Origin of the sequence: Streptacidiphilus monticola (genome assembly GCF_042658505.1) — a bacterium.
Classification (GTDB): domain Bacteria; phylum Actinomycetota; class Actinomycetes; order Streptomycetales; family Streptomycetaceae; genus Streptacidiphilus; species Streptacidiphilus monticola.
This window is the reverse complement of the sequence record NZ_JBHSQJ010000059.1, coordinates 11,913-30,623: the sequence shown is the minus strand read 5'-3', so window position 1 is coordinate 30,623 and position 18,711 is coordinate 11,913. Positions and strand designations below refer to the sequence as shown.

The 18,711-nt window shown below is 74.3% G+C and carries 11 protein-coding genes; 4 read left to right on the top strand and 7 right to left on the bottom strand.

The annotated features are described in order from the left end of the window. On the bottom strand, positions 1–1,842 hold a 1,842-nt coding region (locus tag ACFP3V_RS14900), incomplete at its 3' end, for an ATP-dependent helicase (RefSeq protein ID WP_380583493.1). Positions 1,843–1,998: 156 nt separating this feature from the next. Here ACFP3V_RS14900 and ACFP3V_RS14895 point away from each other — a divergent pair. Both ACFP3V_RS14895 and ACFP3V_RS14890 read left to right on the top strand, forming a co-directional pair. Further along, positions 1,999–2,241, top strand: coding sequence for a mycoredoxin (locus ACFP3V_RS14895; protein WP_380583492.1), 243 nt, complete (start codon positions 1,999–2,001; stop codon positions 2,239–2,241). Between the two features lie 244 nt (positions 2,242–2,485). Beyond that, on the top strand, positions 2,486–2,965 hold the full coding sequence (locus tag ACFP3V_RS14890; protein WP_380583491.1) for an ATP-binding protein: 480 nt from the start codon (positions 2,486–2,488) through the stop codon (positions 2,963–2,965). Positions 2,966–3,037: 72 nt separating this feature from the next. Here the strand turns inward: ACFP3V_RS14890 and nudC are convergent, their stop codons facing one another. Beyond that, a complete protein-coding gene (gene nudC, locus ACFP3V_RS14885) occupies positions 3,038–3,982 on the bottom strand; it encodes an NAD(+) diphosphatase (RefSeq protein ID WP_380583490.1) in 945 nt (314 codons plus the stop codon). A gap of 36 nt (positions 3,983–4,018) precedes the next feature. Beyond that, a complete protein-coding gene (locus ACFP3V_RS14880; protein ID WP_380583489.1) occupies positions 4,019–5,428 on the bottom strand; it encodes a dipeptidase in 1,410 nt (469 codons plus the stop codon). A gap of 193 nt (positions 5,429–5,621) precedes the next feature. On the opposite strand from ACFP3V_RS14880, the gene ACFP3V_RS14875 reads away from it, so the two are divergent. Then, the gene (locus tag ACFP3V_RS14875; RefSeq protein WP_380583488.1) at positions 5,622–6,569 is read left to right on the top strand and encodes an endonuclease/exonuclease/phosphatase family protein; all 948 of its coding nucleotides are present in this window, start codon (positions 5,622–5,624) and stop codon (positions 6,567–6,569) included. Between the two features lie 171 nt (positions 6,570–6,740). Here ACFP3V_RS14875 and ACFP3V_RS14870 read toward each other — a convergent pair whose 3' ends face one another. The 4 genes from ACFP3V_RS14870 to ACFP3V_RS14855 form a co-directional block, all read right to left on the bottom strand. Beyond that, entirely contained in the window at positions 6,741–7,922 is a 1,182-nt protein-coding gene (locus tag ACFP3V_RS14870) for a PP2C family protein-serine/threonine phosphatase (RefSeq protein WP_380583487.1), read from the bottom strand. Positions 7,923–8,051: 129 nt separating this feature from the next. Beyond that, on the bottom strand, positions 8,052–11,189 hold the full coding sequence (locus ACFP3V_RS14865; RefSeq protein WP_380583486.1) for an ATP-dependent DNA helicase: 3,138 nt from the start codon (positions 11,187–11,189) through the stop codon (positions 8,052–8,054). Between the two features lie 791 nt (positions 11,190–11,980). Further along, positions 11,981–15,289, bottom strand: a complete 3,309-nt coding sequence (locus tag ACFP3V_RS14860) for an ATP-dependent helicase (protein ID WP_380583485.1) — start codon at positions 15,287–15,289, stop codon at positions 11,981–11,983. 146 nt (positions 15,290–15,435) lie between these two features. Then, positions 15,436–15,768 (bottom strand): MGMT family protein, encoded by a 333-nt coding sequence (locus tag ACFP3V_RS14855; RefSeq protein ID WP_380583484.1) that lies wholly within the window; start codon positions 15,766–15,768, stop codon positions 15,436–15,438. A 214-nt stretch (positions 15,769–15,982) separates the two neighbouring features. Between ACFP3V_RS14855 and ACFP3V_RS14850 the strand changes: the two genes are divergently transcribed. Then, positions 15,983–18,634 carry a flippase-like domain-containing protein gene (locus ACFP3V_RS14850; protein ID WP_380583483.1) on the top strand — a complete coding sequence of 884 codons (2,652 nt, stop codon included), beginning with the start codon at positions 15,983–15,985 and terminating at the stop codon, positions 18,632–18,634. Positions 18,635–18,711 lie beyond the last annotated feature (77 nt).

The window sequence follows — 18,711 nt, the reverse complement described above, 5'->3', positions numbered from 1 at the left end:
CCGCGCCGGGCCCGCAGCGCGCGCGGGAGCGCCGGGGCGCAGCCCGTCCAGGAAGCGCGAGGGCTGACGCGAGGCGCGCCCGCCGGGCGAGCGGGCCAGCGCCCAGGACAGCGTGAGGTGCTCCCGGGCCCGGGTGACGCCGACGTAGAGCAGCCGGCGCTCCTCCTCGACCTGTTCGTCGGTCTTCGCGTAGGTGATGGGCAGCATCCCCTCGGTCAGGCCGACCAGGAAGACCGCGTCCCACTCCAGGCCCTTGGCGGCGTGCAGGGAGGCCAGCGTCACGCCCTCCACCGCGGGCGCGTGCTGCGCCGCGGCGCGGGCGTCCAGTTCGGCCACGTAGTCGGCCAGCGTGACACCGGCGCCGACCGCGCGGCGGCCCGCCTCGAACTCCTCGGCCAGCCGCACCAGGGCGGCCAGCGACTCCCAGCGCTCGCGCACCGCGCCCGACCCCGCCGGCGGTTCGGGCGTGAACCCGCGGGTGGACAGCACCGCGCGCACCTGCTCGGCCAGGCCTCCGGCCTCCCCCGACAGCAGCGGATCGGACCCCGCCCGGGCCGCGCCGCGCAGCAGCATGCCCGCCTCGCGTACCTCGGGGCGCTCGAAGAACCGTTCCGCGCCCCGGAGTTGGTAGGCGATGCCGATGTCGGCCAGCGCCTGCTCGTAGACCTCGGACTGGCCGTTCGTACGGAACAGCACCGCGATCTCGCTGGCGCGCACGCCCGCGTCCATCAGCGCGCGGATCCGCTTGGCCGTGCCCTCGGCCTCCGCCGGCTCGTCCGGGTACTCCACGTACGCGGGCTCGGGCCCGGCCTGACGCTGCGACACCAGCTCCAGCCGGTGCTGCGCGGCCTGGCCGCGCGCCTGCGCCAGCAGCCCGTTGGCCAGGTGCACGACCTGCGGCGTGGACCGGTAGTCGCGGACCAGCTTGACCACCGTCGCGTCCGGGTGCCGGGTACGGAAGTTGAGCAGGTAGTCCGGCGTGGCGCCGGTGAACGAGTAGATCGTCTGGCTGGCGTCGCCGACCACGCAGAGGCTGGACCGGTCGCCCAGCCAGAGGTCCAGCAGCCGCTGCTGGAGCGGCGAGACGTCCTGGTACTCGTCCACCACGAAGTGCTGGTACTGGGCCCGCACCTGCTCGGCGACGTCGGCGCGCTCGTCGAGGATCGCGGCGGTGAGCAGCAGCACGTCCTCGAAGTCGATCACGCCGCGGTCGCGCTTGAGCTCCTCGTAGAGCTTGTAGATCTGGCGGATCTCGGCCGGGTCCCGCGGGGCCTCGCGGCCTGCCTTGACGACGGCGGCCGGATAGTCCTCGGGCACGGTCTGGGTGACCTTGGCCCACTCGATCTCGCCGGTCAGGTCCCGCAGTTCGGTGCGCTCCAGGCGGACCCGGCAGCGTGCCGCCGCCTCGGCCACCAGCTGGACCTTGCGCTCGACCAGCCGCGGCAGCTCGCCGCCGACGGCACGCGGCCAGAAGAACTGGAGCTGGCGCAGCGCGGCCGAGTGGAAGGTGCGCGCCTGCACGCCCTCGGCCCCCAGCTCACGCAGCCGCCCCCGCATCTCCCCCGCGGCCCGGGCGGTGAAGGTGACCGCCAGGACCCGCTGCGGCTGCATGACCCCGCTGCGGACGCCGTAGGCGATCCGGTGCGTGATCGCCCGGGTCTTGCCCGTCCCGGCGCCCGCGAGCACGCAGACGGGCCCGTGCAGGGCCGTGGCGACCGCGCGCTGCTCCGGGTCCAGCGCGGCGAGCACCGCGTCGGCGTCGCGCGGCGGACCGCCCGGCCCGGCGACGGAGGCGGCGGGGTACGGCTGGGTGCCCGGGAGCTCTGACTGCATGCCGTCCATCCTCTCAAGCTCCGCCGACAACCCCGCCGCATTGTCCACAGGCCCGGTGGTCTGATAACCAGGTCTGCTGATAGCACCAGGGAATATCCGCGCAGGGCCTCATGTTTCACGAGGTGACCGCGCAGAGCCGTCCCGTCAGCAGAAGGAGCAGTCCCGATGTCCGCGATCACGATGTACAGCACCACGTGGTGCGGTTACTGCCAGCGCCTCAAGTCGCAGCTCGACCGCGAGGGCATCGGCTACACCGAGGTCAACATCGAGCTGGACCCGGACGCGGCCGCGCTCGTCGAGAAGGTCAACAACGGCAACCAGACCGTTCCCACCGTCGTGTACGCCGACGGCTCGGCGCAGACCAACCCCTCGTTGGCGCAGGTCAAGGCCAAGCTCGCGGCCGTCTGAGCCGTACTCGCACCACCGGAGGGGCACCCGCCGCGGCGGGTGCCCCTCCGTCGTTTGTCAGTGGGCGGCCCTAGGATCTGCAGCGGGGAATCGGATTCGCTGGAGAAGGAATCCCTTTTCTGGAAGTCGGACAGTACTACGAGCGACAGTCGACGAAATTCCGCGAGGTGGTTGCGCCGGTTCGGGGAAACCCGCCACCATTGACGGGATTGCGTTAATTCCTACTTTCCAGCGGAGGACCGCCTTGACCGACCGGAGAGCCTGGGCCGCAATCGCCTCGTTCCCGCCGCACCCGAAGAACGTGCGGCACGCCCGCCGTATCACGCGGACCGCGCTGGCGGCCTGGGGCGCGCCCGAACTCATCGACTCCGCGGAGATGGTCGTCTCCGAGCTGGTCACCAACGCGCTGCGGTACGGGTCCGGCCCGGTCGACCTGACGCTGGCGCTGACGGACCGCACACTGCGGATCGCGGTGGCCGACGAGGGCACGTCGCTTCCCGCCCCCCGGGACGCCGCCTCCGACGCCCAGGGGGGCCGCGGCCTCCAGATCGTCGAATTGCTGGCGGACAGCTGGGAGGTCGTGGTCCGGCTGACCGGAAAGACGGTCACCTGCCTCCTGACAGCCCCGGAAATGCAGGCGCCGGAAATTCCCGCCGCCAATCCGGTGCACCTTCAGGGGCGGCCCGGCTCCCCCCGGCGAAGCCAGGGGGAGCTGCGCGAGTAGTGCCGGCCGCGGGAGGTTCGCCCCGGAACGGGACCGGATCTCCCTCGACGGGTCCGGCCGGAGGGCGGCCCGTCACCAGTGCGCGGCCTCCGGCAGCGGGCCGCCGTACCAGAGCTCGACGAGCCGTCGCGCGATGGAGATGCCGGACGGGGGAAGGACGGTCCCTGCCTCCATCCCCGCCTTCAGCTCCTCGCGCGAGAACCACCGCGCGTCGTCCAACTCCTCGCCGTCCACCTGGATCTCACTGCCCGAGCGCAGGGCACGGGCGGTGAACCCCAGCATCAGGCTCGCGGGGAACGGCCACGGCTGGCTGGCGACGTACTCCACGCTGTCCGGGTCGACCCGGACACCCGACTCCTCCGACACCTCGCGCGCGACCGCCTGCTCCAGGGACTCCCCGGGCTCGACGAATCCCGCCAGGGTCGAGTAGCGCCCCTCCGGCCACAGCGACTGCCGGCCGAGCAGGGCCCGGTCCTGATCGTCCGTCACCAGCATGATGACCGCGGGGTCCGTCCGCGGGTAGTGCTCGCGGGCGCAGCTGACGCAGCGTCGGACGTGGCCCGCCGCCGCCGGCGTGGTGCGGTGGCCGCACTTGGCGCAGAAGCCGTGCGACGCATGCCAGTTGATCAGGGCCACCGCATGCACCAGCAGTCCGGCGTCGCGGTCGTCCAGGCTCGCGCCGACCTCGCGCAGGCCGGCCGGGCGGGCGTCGCCGTCCAGCCGGCCCGGCAGCGACTCGCAGGAGACGGCGAAGTACGCCGTCCCCGCCCCGTCCTCACCCAGGAAGAACCGGTCGACCGGGGCGTGCTCCGGCGCGTCGAAGGTGGACAGCAGCACCAGCCTGCTCCCGCCGTCCGGGGTGTCCTCGACGAACGCCTGACCGTCGGCGACCGCCAGCACCCGCGAGCTCGGATGACTCCAGGCCGCGGCGAGCCAGGGCTCGTCGAAGCGGTGCTCGGCGGCGCGGTCCACCCCGGCCCGGGCGAGCGCGAGCGGCAGTTCCATCGGTGCTCCCATCCCTGTCCTCACCATTCCGACCACGCGCGAAGGCGCTTACGCCGGCTGCCAGTTGGCAGCCAGGTCGCCCCACAGGTAGGCGGAGGTCTCGACGCCCTTGGCGAGCAGGTCGAGCTCGACCTTCTCGTTGATCGAGTGCCAGCCGTCGGACGGCACCGAGATGCCCAGGAACAGCACCGGCGCACCGAGCACGTCCTGGAGGTCGGCCGCCGGGCCGCTGCCGCCCTCGCGGGTGAAGCGGACCTTCTTCTCGAACGCACGGCTCATGGAGCGCACGACCGACTGCAGCGCCGGGTGCGTCAGCGGCGTCAGGCAGGGCCGGGTCGCACCGGGGAAGACGATCTCGTAGCGGATGCCGGCGGGGATCTGCTGCTCGACCCACGCGGCGACCGCCTGGCGGACCTTCTCCACGTCCTGCCCGGCGACCAGGCGGAAGGAGAGCTTGAGGTGCGCCTCGGCGGGGATGATCGTCTTCCCGCCGGGGCCGGTGTAGCCGCCCCAGATGCCGTTGACCTCGGCGGTGGGCCGGGCCCAGATCCGCTCCAGGGTGGAGTAGCCGCTCTCGCCCAGCGTGGCGCGGGACTTGGCGGTCCGCAGCCAGGACGCCTCGTCGAAGGGCAGCTCGGCGAAGAGGGCGCGCTCCTCGTCCGTGAGCTCCACCACGCCGTCGTAGAAGCCGGGGATGGCCACGCGCCGATCGGTGTCGTGCAGCGCGGCCACGAGGCGGGCCGCCTCGTCGGCCGGGTTGGGCACGGCACCGCCGAAGGAGCCGGAGTGGATGTCCGTGTCCGGCCCGTACAGGTCGATCTGACAGTCCGCCAGACCGCGCATGCCGGTGCACACCGTCGGGGTGTCCTCGGCCCACATACCGGTGTCGGAGATGACGACGACGTCCGCGGCGAGGCGCTCGGCGCGCTCGCGGACCAGGGCGGCGAAGTTCGGGGAGCCGGACTCCTCCTCGCCCTCGATCAGGAACTTCAGGTTGACCGCGGGCGCGGTCCGGCCGGTGGCGGCAAGGTGGGCGCGGATCCCCAACGTGTGGAAGAACACCTGCCCCTTGTCGTCCGCGGCGCCGCGCGCGAACATCCGCCCGTCGACGACGACCGGCTCGAACGGCTCGGTGGCCCAGCCGTCGGCCTTGGCCGCGGGCTGGACGTCGTGGTGCCCGTAGACCAGGACGGTCGGCGCGTCGGGGTCGCCGGAGGGCCACTCGGCGAAGACGGCGGGCAGGCCGCCGTTCGCGGTCTCCCAGACCTCCGCCACAGGGAAGCCCGTCTCCCGGAGCTTGGCGGCGAGCCACTCCGCGGAGGCGCGGACGTCGGCGCCCCGCTCGGGGTCGGCGGAGACGGAGGGGATACGGAGCCATGCCGCGAGATCGTCGAGGAAGGCGTCGCGGTGCGCCGCGATGTAGTCGCGGACCGCGCTGTCCGGGTTGAGCGTCGTCATGCCTCGACTCTAGTTCGCCGGGGCAAGCACTCTGCACGGCCCCTGCCGGGGGCGGACCGGCCCGCGCGGGGGTGCGGGGCCGCGGCCGTGCGGGCGATCGGACGTCGGAGGCGAGGCCGTCGCCGAAGTGCCCGGCGGGCGCACCGACCCGGGCTGGCCGCAACTGCCGCCGCGACGGCGTAGGTTCGGAGCCGTGACCCAGTTGCGCATCGCCACGTTCAACCTGCTGCACGGCCAGCCCCTGGACCCCGAGGGCCGACCGCTCCCGCTCGGTCCCGATCCGGCCGCACCGCTGGCCGAGGCGATCGGCGAGCTCGACGCGGACGTCCTGGCCCTGCAGGAGGTGGACCGGTACCAGCCCCGCAGCGGCAGGGTGGACCAGGCCGCGGTGGCGGCGAAGGCCCTGGGCGCCACGGACTACCGCTTCGCCGCAGCCGTGCGCGGCCGCCCCGCCCCCGTGGCCGGCTGGATCCCCGACCCGGCGGTGGCCGATGCGGGCGTCCGCGTCTACGGTCCGGAGGACGACGGGACGGACACCGAACTGCCTTCGTACGGAACCGCGTTGGTGACGCGGCTGCCAGTGCGGCACTGGCGGGCCCGGCGGTTCGCGCCCGCTCCCTTCGGCCTCCCGCTGCGGGTGGCCGGGCGGCCCGGCCTGACGCCGGTGCCGGACGAGCCGCGGACCGTGCTGGCGGCGGTGCTTGACGGCCCGTCGGGTCCGCTCACGGTGGTCGCGGCGCACCTGTCGTTCGTACCGGGCTGGAACATGGGGCAGTTGGCGGGGATCCGGCGCTGGATCACCGACCTCCCCGAGCCCTACCTGTTGCTGGGGGACTTCAACCTGGTCGGCGCGGTGCCCCGGACGGTCCTCGGCGGTGCCTCGGTGGTGGCCCGGGTGGGCCGCCAGGCCCCCCGCCCGCGCGCCCGCGCGCGGCGACGCCTCAGCCCGACCGCGCCCCGGGCCCTGGCCGGGTGGCGAGATCTCGCCCGCGTGGCGACGTACCCGTCCCACCGGCCGGCGGTGCAGTTCGACCACATCCTCGCCGTCGGCGTCCCCCGGGGCGCGGTCCAGGCCGTGGGCACCCCGGCGAGCCCGATCTCCGACCACCGCCCCCTGATCGTGACCCTGCGCCAGCAGTAGCGCCCGCCCCGCCCCATGGGGGCGCTGGGGGTACCCCCGGCCGAAGGCTGGGGGAGGAACTGCGCGACCGGCCCACCCCCCGGGGAGGTCGGTCCCCGATCAGCGAGTCGAACCTCCCCGAGTGAGGTGCTGCTCGCGCGGTTCCTCGCGCCCCTGACGGGGCCTCGGCAGTCAGTCCCTGCTCAGCGGGTCCGCGTCCCGGGGGTGGACCAGGGCCGTGAGCGTGGCAGGCGTCGGAGCGGGGGCCGGCGCGTACTGCAACAGCAGCATCGCCGCGTCGTCACCCAGGTTGTGGCCCACGTGCCGTCGCACGTCCGCGTGGATCCGGTCGAGGACCTCCGCGGGGGACTCCCCCACCGCGCAGTCGGGCGCGCGCTCCGCCAGGGGGTAGAACGCCCCCCACGCGTTGCGGGCCTCGATCACGCCGTCGGTGTACAGCAGCAGGCGGTCGCCCGACTCCAGACGCAGCGAGAGCACCGGCGGCCGGACCTCCTCGGGCTCCAGCACGCCCAGCGGGGGCACCGTGTACGCCGGGTCGAGGAAGCGGATGGGCGCGCCCTCGCGCAGCAGCAGCGGGGACGGGTGCCCGCAGTTGACGATCTCGACGATGCCGTCGGCGCGCACGCCCACCAACGCCAGGGTGACGAACTCCTCGTCCATCCCCTGGGGTCCCTCGGACTCGTGCTCCCGCAGCGCCCGGCCCAGGCTGTCCGCGAGCCAGCCGGCCACCCGGTCCAGCGCCTGCTCCTGGTGTGCGGCCTCACGGAACGCGCCCAGGATCGCGGCGGCCGTCTCCACGGCGGCCAGGCCCTTGCCGCGCACGTCGCCGATCACCGCGCGCACGCCGAAGCGCGTCTGCACCACCTCGTACAGGTCCCCGCCGATGCGCGCGTGGGCGGCGGCGGCCGCGTAGTGGACGGCCGCACGGACCACGCCGATGCGCTCCGGGATCGAGCGCAGCAGGATCCGCTGGGCCACCTCGGAGACCAGCCGGGCGTCGGCCAGCTCCCGCTCCTGGCGGTTGCGCAGCAGCACGCTCGCCGCGCCGATCAGGCTGATCAGGACGATGGCCAGGATGCTGGCCCCGTGCACGGCCTTGGCCAGCGTGCCCTCCCAGGCCGCGAAGCCGAAGGCCTCCCCCAGTGCCGCCGCGCCGATCGCGAGCGGGAACCAGACGCTGTTGCTGACCACCGCGGCCAGCGCCGGACCCACCGTCAGCGCGGGCTCGAAGGTGAAGCGGTGGGCGTGACCGAACTGCTCCAGCGCGAAGACGATCATGATGCCCAGGAACGGCAGCAGCAATATCGCCCGGCCCGTGCGGACCAGGCGAAGCAGAGCACCGCGGTCAGTCAACGTCTCGTCTCCTGCAGGTGGGCGGCAAGCGGCCGAAAGGGGGTCGAAGTTGACTGGTTATCACCTCCACATTAGGAGCGAAATGGACAGCCCGCACAGTCCTTTCACAATTCTTCCGACCCGATCGGCCTAACGCCCGGCGAGCAGGGACTCCAGTTCGGATCGCCCCGGAAGTTCACCCGGACGCACCACATTTCCCGAGCGCACGTAAAGGAACGCGGCCCCCACCCGCTCCAGTGGCACGTCCTGCTGCTCCGCCCAGGCCAGGCGGTAGACGGCCAGCTGCAGCGGATCGGCGGTCTCGCGGTGGTTCGTCTTCCAGTCGACCACCTCGAAACCGCCCGCGCCGTCCGCGTAGACGGCGTCGATCCGACCACGTACCACCCGGCCGCCGAGCAGGAGTTGGAACGGTGCCTCGACCGCGAACGGACGCCGTTCCGCGTAGGGCGTCCGCAGAAAGGCCTCCTTGAGCCGCTCCAGGTCCCGTTCGTCCGCGATCCCGTCCTCCTCGGCGCCGGGCAGGGCGTCCTCGCCGAGCAGCAACAGCGGCTCGAAGCGGGCCTCGACCCAGGCGTGGAACCGGGTGCCGCGCCGGGCGGCCGGCTGCGGCGGCCGCGGCATCGGCCGGGCCAGTTCGCGGGCGAAGCCGTCCGGGTCGGCGGCGACCCGCAGCAGCTGGGACGCCGTCAGCGAGGCCGGCAGCGGGACCTCGCGCACCGAGGCGCGGGCCCGCCGCAGTTCGCCGGCCAGCAGCTCGACGTCCCGGTCCCAGGAGGCGACCAGGCGCTGCTCCTCGGGCAGCAGACCCTGCGGGTCCTGCCCGGTGGGGCCGTCCAGCACGCGGGTGCCGGCGGCCCGGCGGGCAGCCTGGGCGGCCGGATCCAGCGGCAGCGGCCAGACGTGCTCGGCCGCGCGGGACAGGGCCGGGTTCTCCGCGCCGTCCTCCGGCGGCTCCGCCCACGTCTCGACGTCGCCGCCGCTGCCGGGCTGCTCGCAGTGCTCGCGCAGCGCCTCCAGGAACTCGGACGGGCCGCGCGGGCGCTTCTGCGCGGGCCCCCACCAGTGGCCGGAGGCGTAGAGGGTGTGCCGGGGCCGGGTGAAGGCGACGTAGCCGAGGCGCAGCTCCTCGACCGCGGCGTGCTCCTTCATCGCCGCGTCGAAGGCCTTGAGCCCGGCGCTGGTCCACGCGGGATCGGCGGGAAGTGACGCCGCGTCACCTCGCAGGGCGTGGGGCAGCACCTCCGCCCGGGAGGTCCACTTCTCGCGGCCGGTGCCGCTCGGGAAGGCACCCTTCACCAGGCCGGGGACGAAGACGACGGGCCACTCCAGGCCCTTGGACTTGTGCGCGGTGAGCACCTTCACCGTGTCGTCCCCCCCGGGCAGGGTGTTGTCCAGGCCCCGGTCGAACTCCTGCGCCGCGCGCAGGAAGCCGAGGAAGGCCCCGAGCGAGGGGCTGCCGTCCAGGTCCGCGAAACCGGCGGCGATGTCGAGGAAGGCGTTCAGCGTCTCCTTGCGCCGGGCGGCCAGCGCGTGCGGGGACGCGGACAGCTCCACCTCGAGGCCGGTGACGGTCAGCACCCGGTGCAACACGTCCATGAGCGGCTCGGCCAGGGACCGGCGCAGCTCGCGGATCTCGGCGGCCAGCCGCTCGAAGCGCAGCGCCGCCTCGGCGGAGAAGGGCAGCTCCGGCTCGCCGGACTGGCCCGGGTAGAGGAAGGACTCCAGCGCGTCCGCGAGCGAGACGATCTCGGTCGGGTCGGCCTCGGCGACGGCGTCGTGCAGCTTGTCCGGGCTGCGCCCGCGCTGCACCCGGACCAGGTCCCTCGCCCGGCGGCCGAGCAGGGCGAGGTCACGCGGCCCGATCCGCCAGCGCGGGCCGGTGAGCAGCCGGACCAGCGCGGCGTTGGCGGTGGGGTCGTCCAGCACCTCGCATGTGGCGACCAGGTCCGCGACCTCGGGCAGGTGCAGCAGCCCGGACAGGCCGACGACCTCGACCGGCACGTCCCGGGCGACGAGGGCCGCGTGGATGTCAGGGAACAGCTCGCGGCCGGACCGGCACAGCACGGCGATCTCCCCTGGGCGGGTGCCGGTGCCGACCAGATGCCGGATCGTGTCCGCGACCCAGGCCACCTCGTCCTGGTGACTCTCCGTCAGAGCGACGCGCAGCACGCCCTCCTGCTCGGCCCCGGGCGCGGGGCGCAGCGCCTCGACGCCCTCGTGCATGGCGCGCAGCGGGGCGGCGAGCCCGTTGGCGAAGGCCAGCAGCCTGCCGCCGCTGCGGCGGTTCTCGGAGAGCGAGTAGCGGGCGGCCGGGGAGCCGTCGGCGTTCGCGAAGTGCTGCGGGAACTCGTCCAGGTTGGCCACGGAGGCGCCGCGCCAGCCGTAGATGGCCTGGCAGGGGTCGCCCACCGCGGTGACCGGGTGCCCGGTGCCCGCGCCGAACAGGCCCGACAGCAGCAGGCGTTGGGCCACGGAGGTGTCCTGGTACTCGTCCAGCAGCACGACGGCGAACTGCTCGCGCAGCAGGGCGCCGACCTCCGGCCGGGTCTGCGCGAGCCGGGCGCAGGCGGTGATCTGGTCGCCGAAGTCGATCAGGGACGCCTCCTGCTTGCGGGCGCGGTAGCGCTCCACCAGCCCCGCGAGCTGACGGCGGGCGGCTGCCGTCTGCGGAACGGCCCGGAGGTGATCGTTCGTCAGCCGGACAGCCTGCAGGCGCTCGATGAGTGCGGCGTCCCAGGCCCGCAGCTGCTCCGGTTCGACGAGGTGCTCGGCCAACTCGCCGTCCAGCTTGACCAGCTTGGCCACGAGGGACGACAGGCTGTCCTTCAACTCGGGGTAGGGGCCCGGGGCCTGGCGCAGCACCCGGGAGGCGAGCTGGTAGCGGGTGGCGTCGGCGAGCAGCCGCAGGTCGGGCTCGAGCCCGAGGCGCAGGCCGTGGTCCTTGAGCAGCCGGCCGGCGAAGGAGTGGTAGGTGGAGATCTCCGGCTCACCGGTCTCGGCGTCCACACCCGCCTGGGCGAGCGCGTGGCGGACGCGATCGGCGAGTTCGGCGGCGGCCTTGTTGGTGAAGGTCAGCCCGAGCACCTGCTCGGGGCGGACCTGCGCGGTGCCGACCAGCCAGACGACGCGCGCCGCCATCACCGTCGTCTTCCCGGACCCCGCCCCCGCGACGACCACCGCCGGAGCGAGCGGGGCGGTGATCGCCCGCACCTGCTCGGCGGTGAACGGGATCCCGAGCAGCTCCTTGAGCTCCTCTGGACTGCGCATGCCTGAGGTCACCCGCCCACGCTAGCCCCTCCCACCGACACCCCCGCCCCGGCCTGAGTGACAGCCCATCCTCCACACCGCCCGAAGGCGCGGCCGCCCCTCCCAGCCCCTGCGCCCAGCCCGGACAGCCCGCGCCGGGCCGCCCGCTCCCAGGCAACCGCCAGGCCGCGTCGCGCGCACCCGGGCGGAAGCGCCAGACGGCGGTGGGTGGACGCTCGGTCCTGCCCGGGCGGCGGGCCTGGGGACGTCTTGGAGTCCGGGCGGAGGCCGGTGCAAAGTCGAAGGCTCGGCCTCGAACGCGCCCCTCCCAGGCCCCGGGCGGGTCCGCTGGCCGGTAGCCCGGGCCGGAGGCCCAGGGCCCCGGGCTCGGTACAGACCGAGGCCAGACCAAAGGCCTTCGGGCCGGGCGCGCCCGCCGAAGGCCGGACGGCGGCCTCGAACCCGCAGGCCGGGCCGGGCGCCACGCCTCCCACTCCGTGCGGTGCCCGTGGCCCCGGCCGGGTGAGGGCCGAGAAGGTCTGTCCGAGTCGGGCGAGGCCCCGGGCGGTGGGCAGCGACGGCCCGAGGCCCGGGCAGGGTGCCTACCCGCATGAGTCAGGGCCGAAGGCCCGAGGCCGACCAGGGGCGCTGGCCCGGGCCGGGCCGAAGGCCCGCGGGCCAGGCGCGACGCTGGACCATACCTGGCAGGCCCGGGCCGGGCGCGATGCTGGACCGTACCTGGCAGGCCCGGGCCGGGCCGGGTGGCTCCGTCGAGTTGGGGCACCGGCCCGTGTGGGGGCGGGACCCCGGGCTCAGTCCACCACGTGGCGGCCTTCCGGGCGGGCGGGGCAGGAGGAGTGGAAGGAGCAGGTGTCGCAGGCCCTCCCCGGGGAGGGGGTGAAGCGTTCGTTGACGACGCGGTCCGCCGCCGTGGCGAGGAGGTCCTCGATCCACGCGGGGTCGTCGGCCACCGACGGCTGGTGCAGCACCTTGGGCTCGTCCGGCCTGCTCTTCGCCACCTCCTGGCGCAACTGCACCAGCTCCGCCCCGCCCGGGGCCGGTGTGACGCCGTCGAACAGGTCGTCCACCGCGCCCTCCCGCACCGCGAGCTGGTACGTGCCCAGTTGAGGGTGCGTCAGCAGTTCGCTCGACGAGACGGCGCCCTTGCCGGTCTTGAAGTCCACGACGTACGCCGCCCCCGTTGCCCGGTCCCGTTCGACGCGGTCCATCGAGCCGCGGATGCGGATGCGGTGCTCGCCGGCCTTCAGCTCCACCTCGAAGGCGTGCTCGGTCCCCACCGGCTCCCTGCCCCGCTCCGCCGCGTGCCACCGCAGGAAGCGCTCCAGGGCGAGCCGGGCCTGCTGCCGCTCCTGCTCCGACTTCCAGGGAGCGTCGAAGGCCAACGCGTCCCAGACCGTGTCCAGCCGGGCCATCAGCACGTCCAGGTCGGGGGCGGTGCGCCCGGAGCCGACCTCGTCGGCCAGCACGTGCACGACGTTGCCGAACCCCTGCGCCGTCCCGGAGACGCCCTCCGCCCGGACCTCCCGGCCCAGGAACCACTGCAGGGAACAGGAGTTGACGGCGGCCAGCCCACTGCCCGACAGCTCCAGGGGCCGCTCGGGGTCGCGCACGGGCACGCTGTTCTCCGTCAGGTCGGCCATCCCCCACCACCGGCGCGGGTCCGCCGCCGGGACCAGGGGGTAGCCGTCCTCGTCACGCAGCGACGCCAGCCGGGCCAGCCGCTCGGCCGCCGCCTCCCGCAGCGCCGGCGACTTCGCCGGGTCCACGCTGACCGCGCGCAGCTCCGCGACCAGACCGGGCACGGACAGCGGCCGGCGCGGGCGGTGCGCGACCTGCTCCACCCGCACGTCGGGCGTCCGGGTGCCGTCCTTCGCCTCGCGGTACAGCTCCCGCAGGAACCGTGACGGTTCGTCACCGTCCTCCGCCGCGGCCTGCACCGCCGTCACCACGAGCCGCTCCTTGGCGCGCGTCGCGGCGACGTAGAACAGCCGCCGCTCCTCGGCCAGCAGCGACGCCTGGCTGAGCGGCTCCGCCAGACCGTCCCGGCCGATCCGGTCCGCCTCCAGGAGCGAGCCGCGTCGGCGCAGGTCCGGCCAGAGGCCCTCCTGCACGCCGGCCACCACGACCAGCCGCCACTCCAGGCCCTTCGACCGGTGCGCCGTCAGCAGCCGCACGGCGTCCGGGCGGACCGCCCGGCCCGACAGCGTGTCGGCGGCGATGTCCTGCTGCTGCAGTCCGTCGAGGAAGTTGAGCGCGCCCCGGGCCCCGCGCACCCGGTCCTCCGCGCGGGCGGCGGTCTCGAACAGCGCGCAGAGCGCGTCCAGGTCGCGGTCGGCGTTGCGTCCCGACGGTCCGCCGCGCAGGGCCGCCCGCTCCAGCCGGTCGCGCCAGCCGGACGAGGCGTCCCACAGCGCCCACAACGCCTCTTCGGGGCTGCCGCCGCCGGCCAGCAGCTCGCGTACCTTGCGCAGCAGCAGGCCGAGCTCTCGGGCGCGCCGGGCCGGGGAGCCGTCCAGGGTGACCAGCCGCTCCGGCTCTGCCAGCGCCTCGCGGATCAGCAGGTCCGCGCCGCGGACTGCGCGCTGCTCCTCGGGTGGGAGCAGACGCAGCACCGCGCGCTCCTCCTCACGCAGCGCGCGCCCCAGCCGACGGAGGTCCGCGCCGTCGAGCCCCCCCAGCGGGCCGGTCAGCAGCTCCTCGGCCAGCTCGGGGGTGAGCGGGTCCGCCGCGTCGGGATGGCGCCGGTCCCGGACCGCGCCCTCGGCGCAGACCCGAAGCGCCGTCAGCAGCGGTGCCACGGCGGGTTCCTGATGCAGCGGCAGATCGTCGCCGTCGATCTCCAACGGGACCCCGGCGGTGGTCAGGGCGCGGCGGATGCCCGGGATCGACCGGCCGCCCGCCCGGACGAGCACCGCCATCTCGCCCCAGGGGACGCCCTCCTCAAGGTGGGCACGGCGCAGCAGGTCGGCGATGTTGTCCAGCTCGGCGCCCGGTGTGGGGTAGGTGTACACCTCGACCCGGCCGCCGTCGCGCGTCGGCCGCAGCGCCCGGTGCGCGGCCAGCGCGGCGGCCGGGAGCCGGCCCATCGGCATCCGCTCGGTGAGCATGCGGGTCGCCGCGAGCAGGTTCCGCCCGGACCGGCGGGAGTAGCGCAGCACCGTGACCGGCGCGTCCCGGCCGTCGCGCTGCGGAAAGGCACGGGGGAAGTCGAGGATGCCGTTGACGTCCGCGCCGCGGAAGGCGTAGATCGACTGGTCCGGGTCGCCGACGACGACCAGCTCATGGCCGTCCCCGGCGAGCGCCTGCAGCAACCGCACCTGGGCCGGGTCGGTGTCCTGGTACTCGTCCACGAAGACGACGGGGTAGCGGGCCCGGAGACGGCTCCGGACCTCGGGTCTTTCCGCCAGCAGCACCGCCCGGTGGACGAGTTCGGAGTAGTCCAGCACCCCCTGCAGGTCGAGCACGTCCAGGTACTGGGCGAGGAACGCCGCGGCCGCGGACCAGTCGGGACGGCCGACCCGGGCCGCGAAGCGGTCCAGGGTGTGCTCGTCCAGCCCCAGCTCGCGGGCGCGCGCCAGCACGGCACGGACCTCGTCGGCGAATCCGCGGGTGGTCAGGCACGCCCGCAGCTCGTCCGGCCACGGCAGCCCGCGCCCGGACCGGGCGTCCTCGGCGCCGCCGGCCAGCAGCTCACGGACCATCACATCCTGTTCCGGGCCGGAGAGGAGGCGCACCGGCTCCGCGTAGAGCTCGGGATCCTGCTCGGCGCGGACCAGCGCGTAGCAGAAGGAGTGGAACGTCGTCGCCTGCGGGGCGGCGGCGCCGCCGACGCGCGCGGTGATCCGGTCCCGCAGCTCGACGGCGGCCTTGCGGCTGAAGGTGAGGACGAGGATCTGATCGGCCGTCAGCCCGTCGTCCTCCATGCGCGCGGCCACGGCCTCGACCAGCGTCGTCGTCTTGCCGGTACCGGGCCCGGCGAGGACCAGCAGCGGCCCGCCCCGGTGCGTGACGACGGCGCGCTGGTGCTCGTCCAGCGCAGGCCGGACCTGCGGCGCGGGGGGCTCCCGCGTCAGCCGGTACGGGCTGCTGGGCGTGCTCATGGCGTGGTCCTGTGGGCGTGCGTTCGTCTCCGGTGGCGCCGCGCACCTCACGCACCACGCCTCCCCGCAGGGAGCCTACGTCCCCCCACGGACACCGTCTGCCCTTTGCGCAACCCCGGCGGCCCCCAGCCGGCGGGCACCGCGCCCTACCGGCCGTCCCAGCGGGCCCGGGGGAGGTCGACCCGGGGCATGCTCTGCCCGCGCACCGCGCGCAGCGGCGTCCCCTCCGCCCGGTACTGCTCCAGCGCCCGAAGCTCGTGCCCCGGCAGCAGCACCCCGTCCGCGCGGATCACCCGCCACCAGGGCACCGGGGCTCCGTACAGGGCCATGACCCGCCCCACCTGGCGCGGACCGCCCTCCTCCAGGTACTCCGCCACATCGCCGTAGGTCATCACCCGGCCGGGCGGGATCCGCTCGGCCAGGTCCAGCACCCGCTCCGCGAAGGGCGGCAGCAGCTGCGGCAGGCTCTCGTCGCTCACCTGCCGCATTCTGTCGTACGCGTGTGACAGTCCCCACGGGCCCGGTCGCCCCTGCGAGGGACCCCGGCGCGGAACCTCCTCGCTCACCCGGGCGGGGGAATGTAGCATCCGCCGGGGGTCTGCACGGGGGCACCTCTCCCGGACAGGCCGGGGAGTGCCATGACACCCTGGAGTGGTCGGAACCGTCCGATCAGAAAGCACACAGGTAACGGGGATGAGCGGTTCGAACGCGAGCGCCGAGAAGGCGGCCGACGCGGCGGCCCCATCCGGCGTTCCCGCGGACCGGGACACCGACCCCCGCAGCCCCGAACCCGAGCACGCGCCCGTCGATCTGGTGAAGCATCAGCAGGCGGAGCAGCACCGGGAGCACCCCGCCGAGCAGGACCAGGCGCCGGTGCCGGTCGACGAGCCGCTGCTGTCCGCCCGCGCGCACCGGCCCTCCGACCTGATCCGCTTCCTGCTCGGCCTGCTCGGCGTCGGCGCGGTCCTGGTGCTGGCCAGCATCGCCCAGTCCACCACCAGCGGGCTGACCGTCGACATCCACTCCGGCGCCACCAAGCTGCCTGGCTTCCTGGTCACCTTCGCCAGCTTCGTGTCCTCCGCGGCCGTGCTGATCGTGCCGCTGGCCTTCGCGGTCGAGCGGCTGATCAAGCGTGACGGTCTGCGCGTGGCCGACGGCGTGCTGGCCGCGGTCCTGGCCCACGGCATCGCCCTCGGCTTCGACCTGTGGGTGATGAAGGCCGCGCCGGGCGCCATCAAGGACGCCCTCACCACGATCCCGCCGGGCGGCTCGAGCTACACGGATCCCGTGCACGGCTACCTGTGCCCGGTGATCGCCTACATGACCGCCGTCGGCATGGCCAGCCGCCCGCGCTGGCGGATCGCGCTGTGGCTGGTCGTACTGCTGGAGAGCGCCTCCGAACTGGTCGCCGGCCGAACCACCCCGCTGTCCATCGCAGTGACGATTCTGCTGGGCCTGACCGTCGCCTACGGCACGCTCTACGCCGTCGGCAGCCCCAATGTCCGGCCCACCGGCCAGCACTTGCTCGCGGGCCTGCGCAAGGTCGGCTTCCGCCCGGTCAGCGCCCACCGTTCCCCCGACGGCCCCGAGGGCACCCGCCGCTACCTGGTCGTCCAGGAGCCCGGAGCGCCGCTCGACGTGCACGTCATCGACCGGGAGCAGCAGGCCTCCGGCTTCTTCTACCGGCTCTGGCGACGCCTGCGGCTGCGCACGGTGGCCGTCCGGTCCAGCCCCCAGTCGCTGCGGCAGGCGCTGGAGCAGGAGGCGCTGATCGCGTACGCCGCCTCCTCGGCGGGCGCGCACACCCCCAAGCTGATCGCCACCTCCGAACTCGGCCCGGACGCGGTGATGCTGGTCTACGAGCGGATCGAGGGCACCTCCTTCACCGACGTCCCCGCCGACCGGCTCACCGACCGGGCGCTGCGCGACGCGTGGATCTCCGTCAAGGCCCTGCACGACCGCCGGATCGCCCACCGCCGCCTCACCGCGGACTCGCTGCTGCTCACCGAGGACGGCAGCACCTGCCTGGTCAACCTGGCCGGAGGCGACATCGCCGCAGGTGATCTGACGCTCCGTATGGACCTGGCCCAGCTCCTCACGACCCTCGCCCTGCGGGTGGGCGCGGGACGCGCGGTCGCCTCCGCGACGGACGTCCTGGGCAAGCAGCGGACGGCCTCGGCGCTGCCGCTGCTGCAGCCGGTGGGCCTCAACCGCAGCACCCGGGCCGAGCTCAAGTCGGAGCACCGGACCCGGAAGACGGCCGCGGCGGCCGCGCGGGACGAGGAGATCCGGTCCGGGGTCAAGGTCGAGGAGGCCCTGGAGCACCACCCGGACCCGGCCGACCTGCTCTCGCAGATCCGCGAGGAGATCCTCACCCTGGTCCCGCAGGCCCCGGTCGAACCGGCCAAGCTGGAGCGGCTGCGGCCCAAGACGCTGATCACCATCGTGGCGCTGGCCTTCGCGGTGTATCTGGCGGTGGGTCAGATCACCACCAGCGGCAACCCGGCGTCCAGCATCAGCCACGCCAACTGGGGCTGGGCGGCCGTGGCCCTGGCGGCGGCGGTGGTCAGCTACGTCGGCGCGACGATGAGCCTGGCCGGCTTCGTGCCGGAGCAGCTGCCCTTCTGGAAGACCTTCAACGCCCAGGTGGCCGGGTCCTTCGTCAAGCTGGTCGCCCCGGCTGCGGTCGGCGGTGTGGCCCTCAACGCCCGCTTCCTGCAACGGCAGGGCATCCGCCCGGGCCAGGCGGTGGCGAGCGTGGGCGCCTCCCAGCTGGTCGGCCTCGGCATGCACATCCTGCTGCTGCTGGGCTTCGGCTACGTGGCGGGAACCGCGTCCGACTCGAAGGACGTGCCCTCGACCCGGACCATCATCACGGTGGTGCTGGTCCTGGCGGTCCTGGTGCTGGTGGTCGCCGCCATCCCGCGGCTCCGCCGCTGGGTGCTGACCCAGCTGCGGACGCTCTTCATCGGGGTCGTCCCCCGCATGCTGGACCTGCTGCGCAGCCCCGTGAAGCTGGTCACCGGCTTCGGCGGGATCGTGCTGGTCTCCCTGGCCTTCGTGGCCTGCCTGCAGGCGAGCATCCTCGCCTTCGGCGGCTCGATCGGTTTCGCGACGGTGGCCTTCATCTACCTCACCGGCAACGCGGCCGGCTCGGCGATCCCGACCCCGGGCGGCATCGGCGCGATCGAGGCATCGCTCACCTTCCTCCTCACCGGCGTCGGCGGCGTCCAGGCCCTGGTGGCCGCCCCGGCGGTGCTGCTCTTCCGCCTCCTCACCTTCTGGCTCCCGGTCCTGCCCGGCTGGTTCAGCTTCCACTGGCTCCAGCGGGACGGCGATCTCTGACGTCCCGTCAGGACCCTTTTCCGGCCGAAAAGCCGCGTAAAGGCCGCCTGAAGCAGCCGTTCGGCCTTATGGGAGCA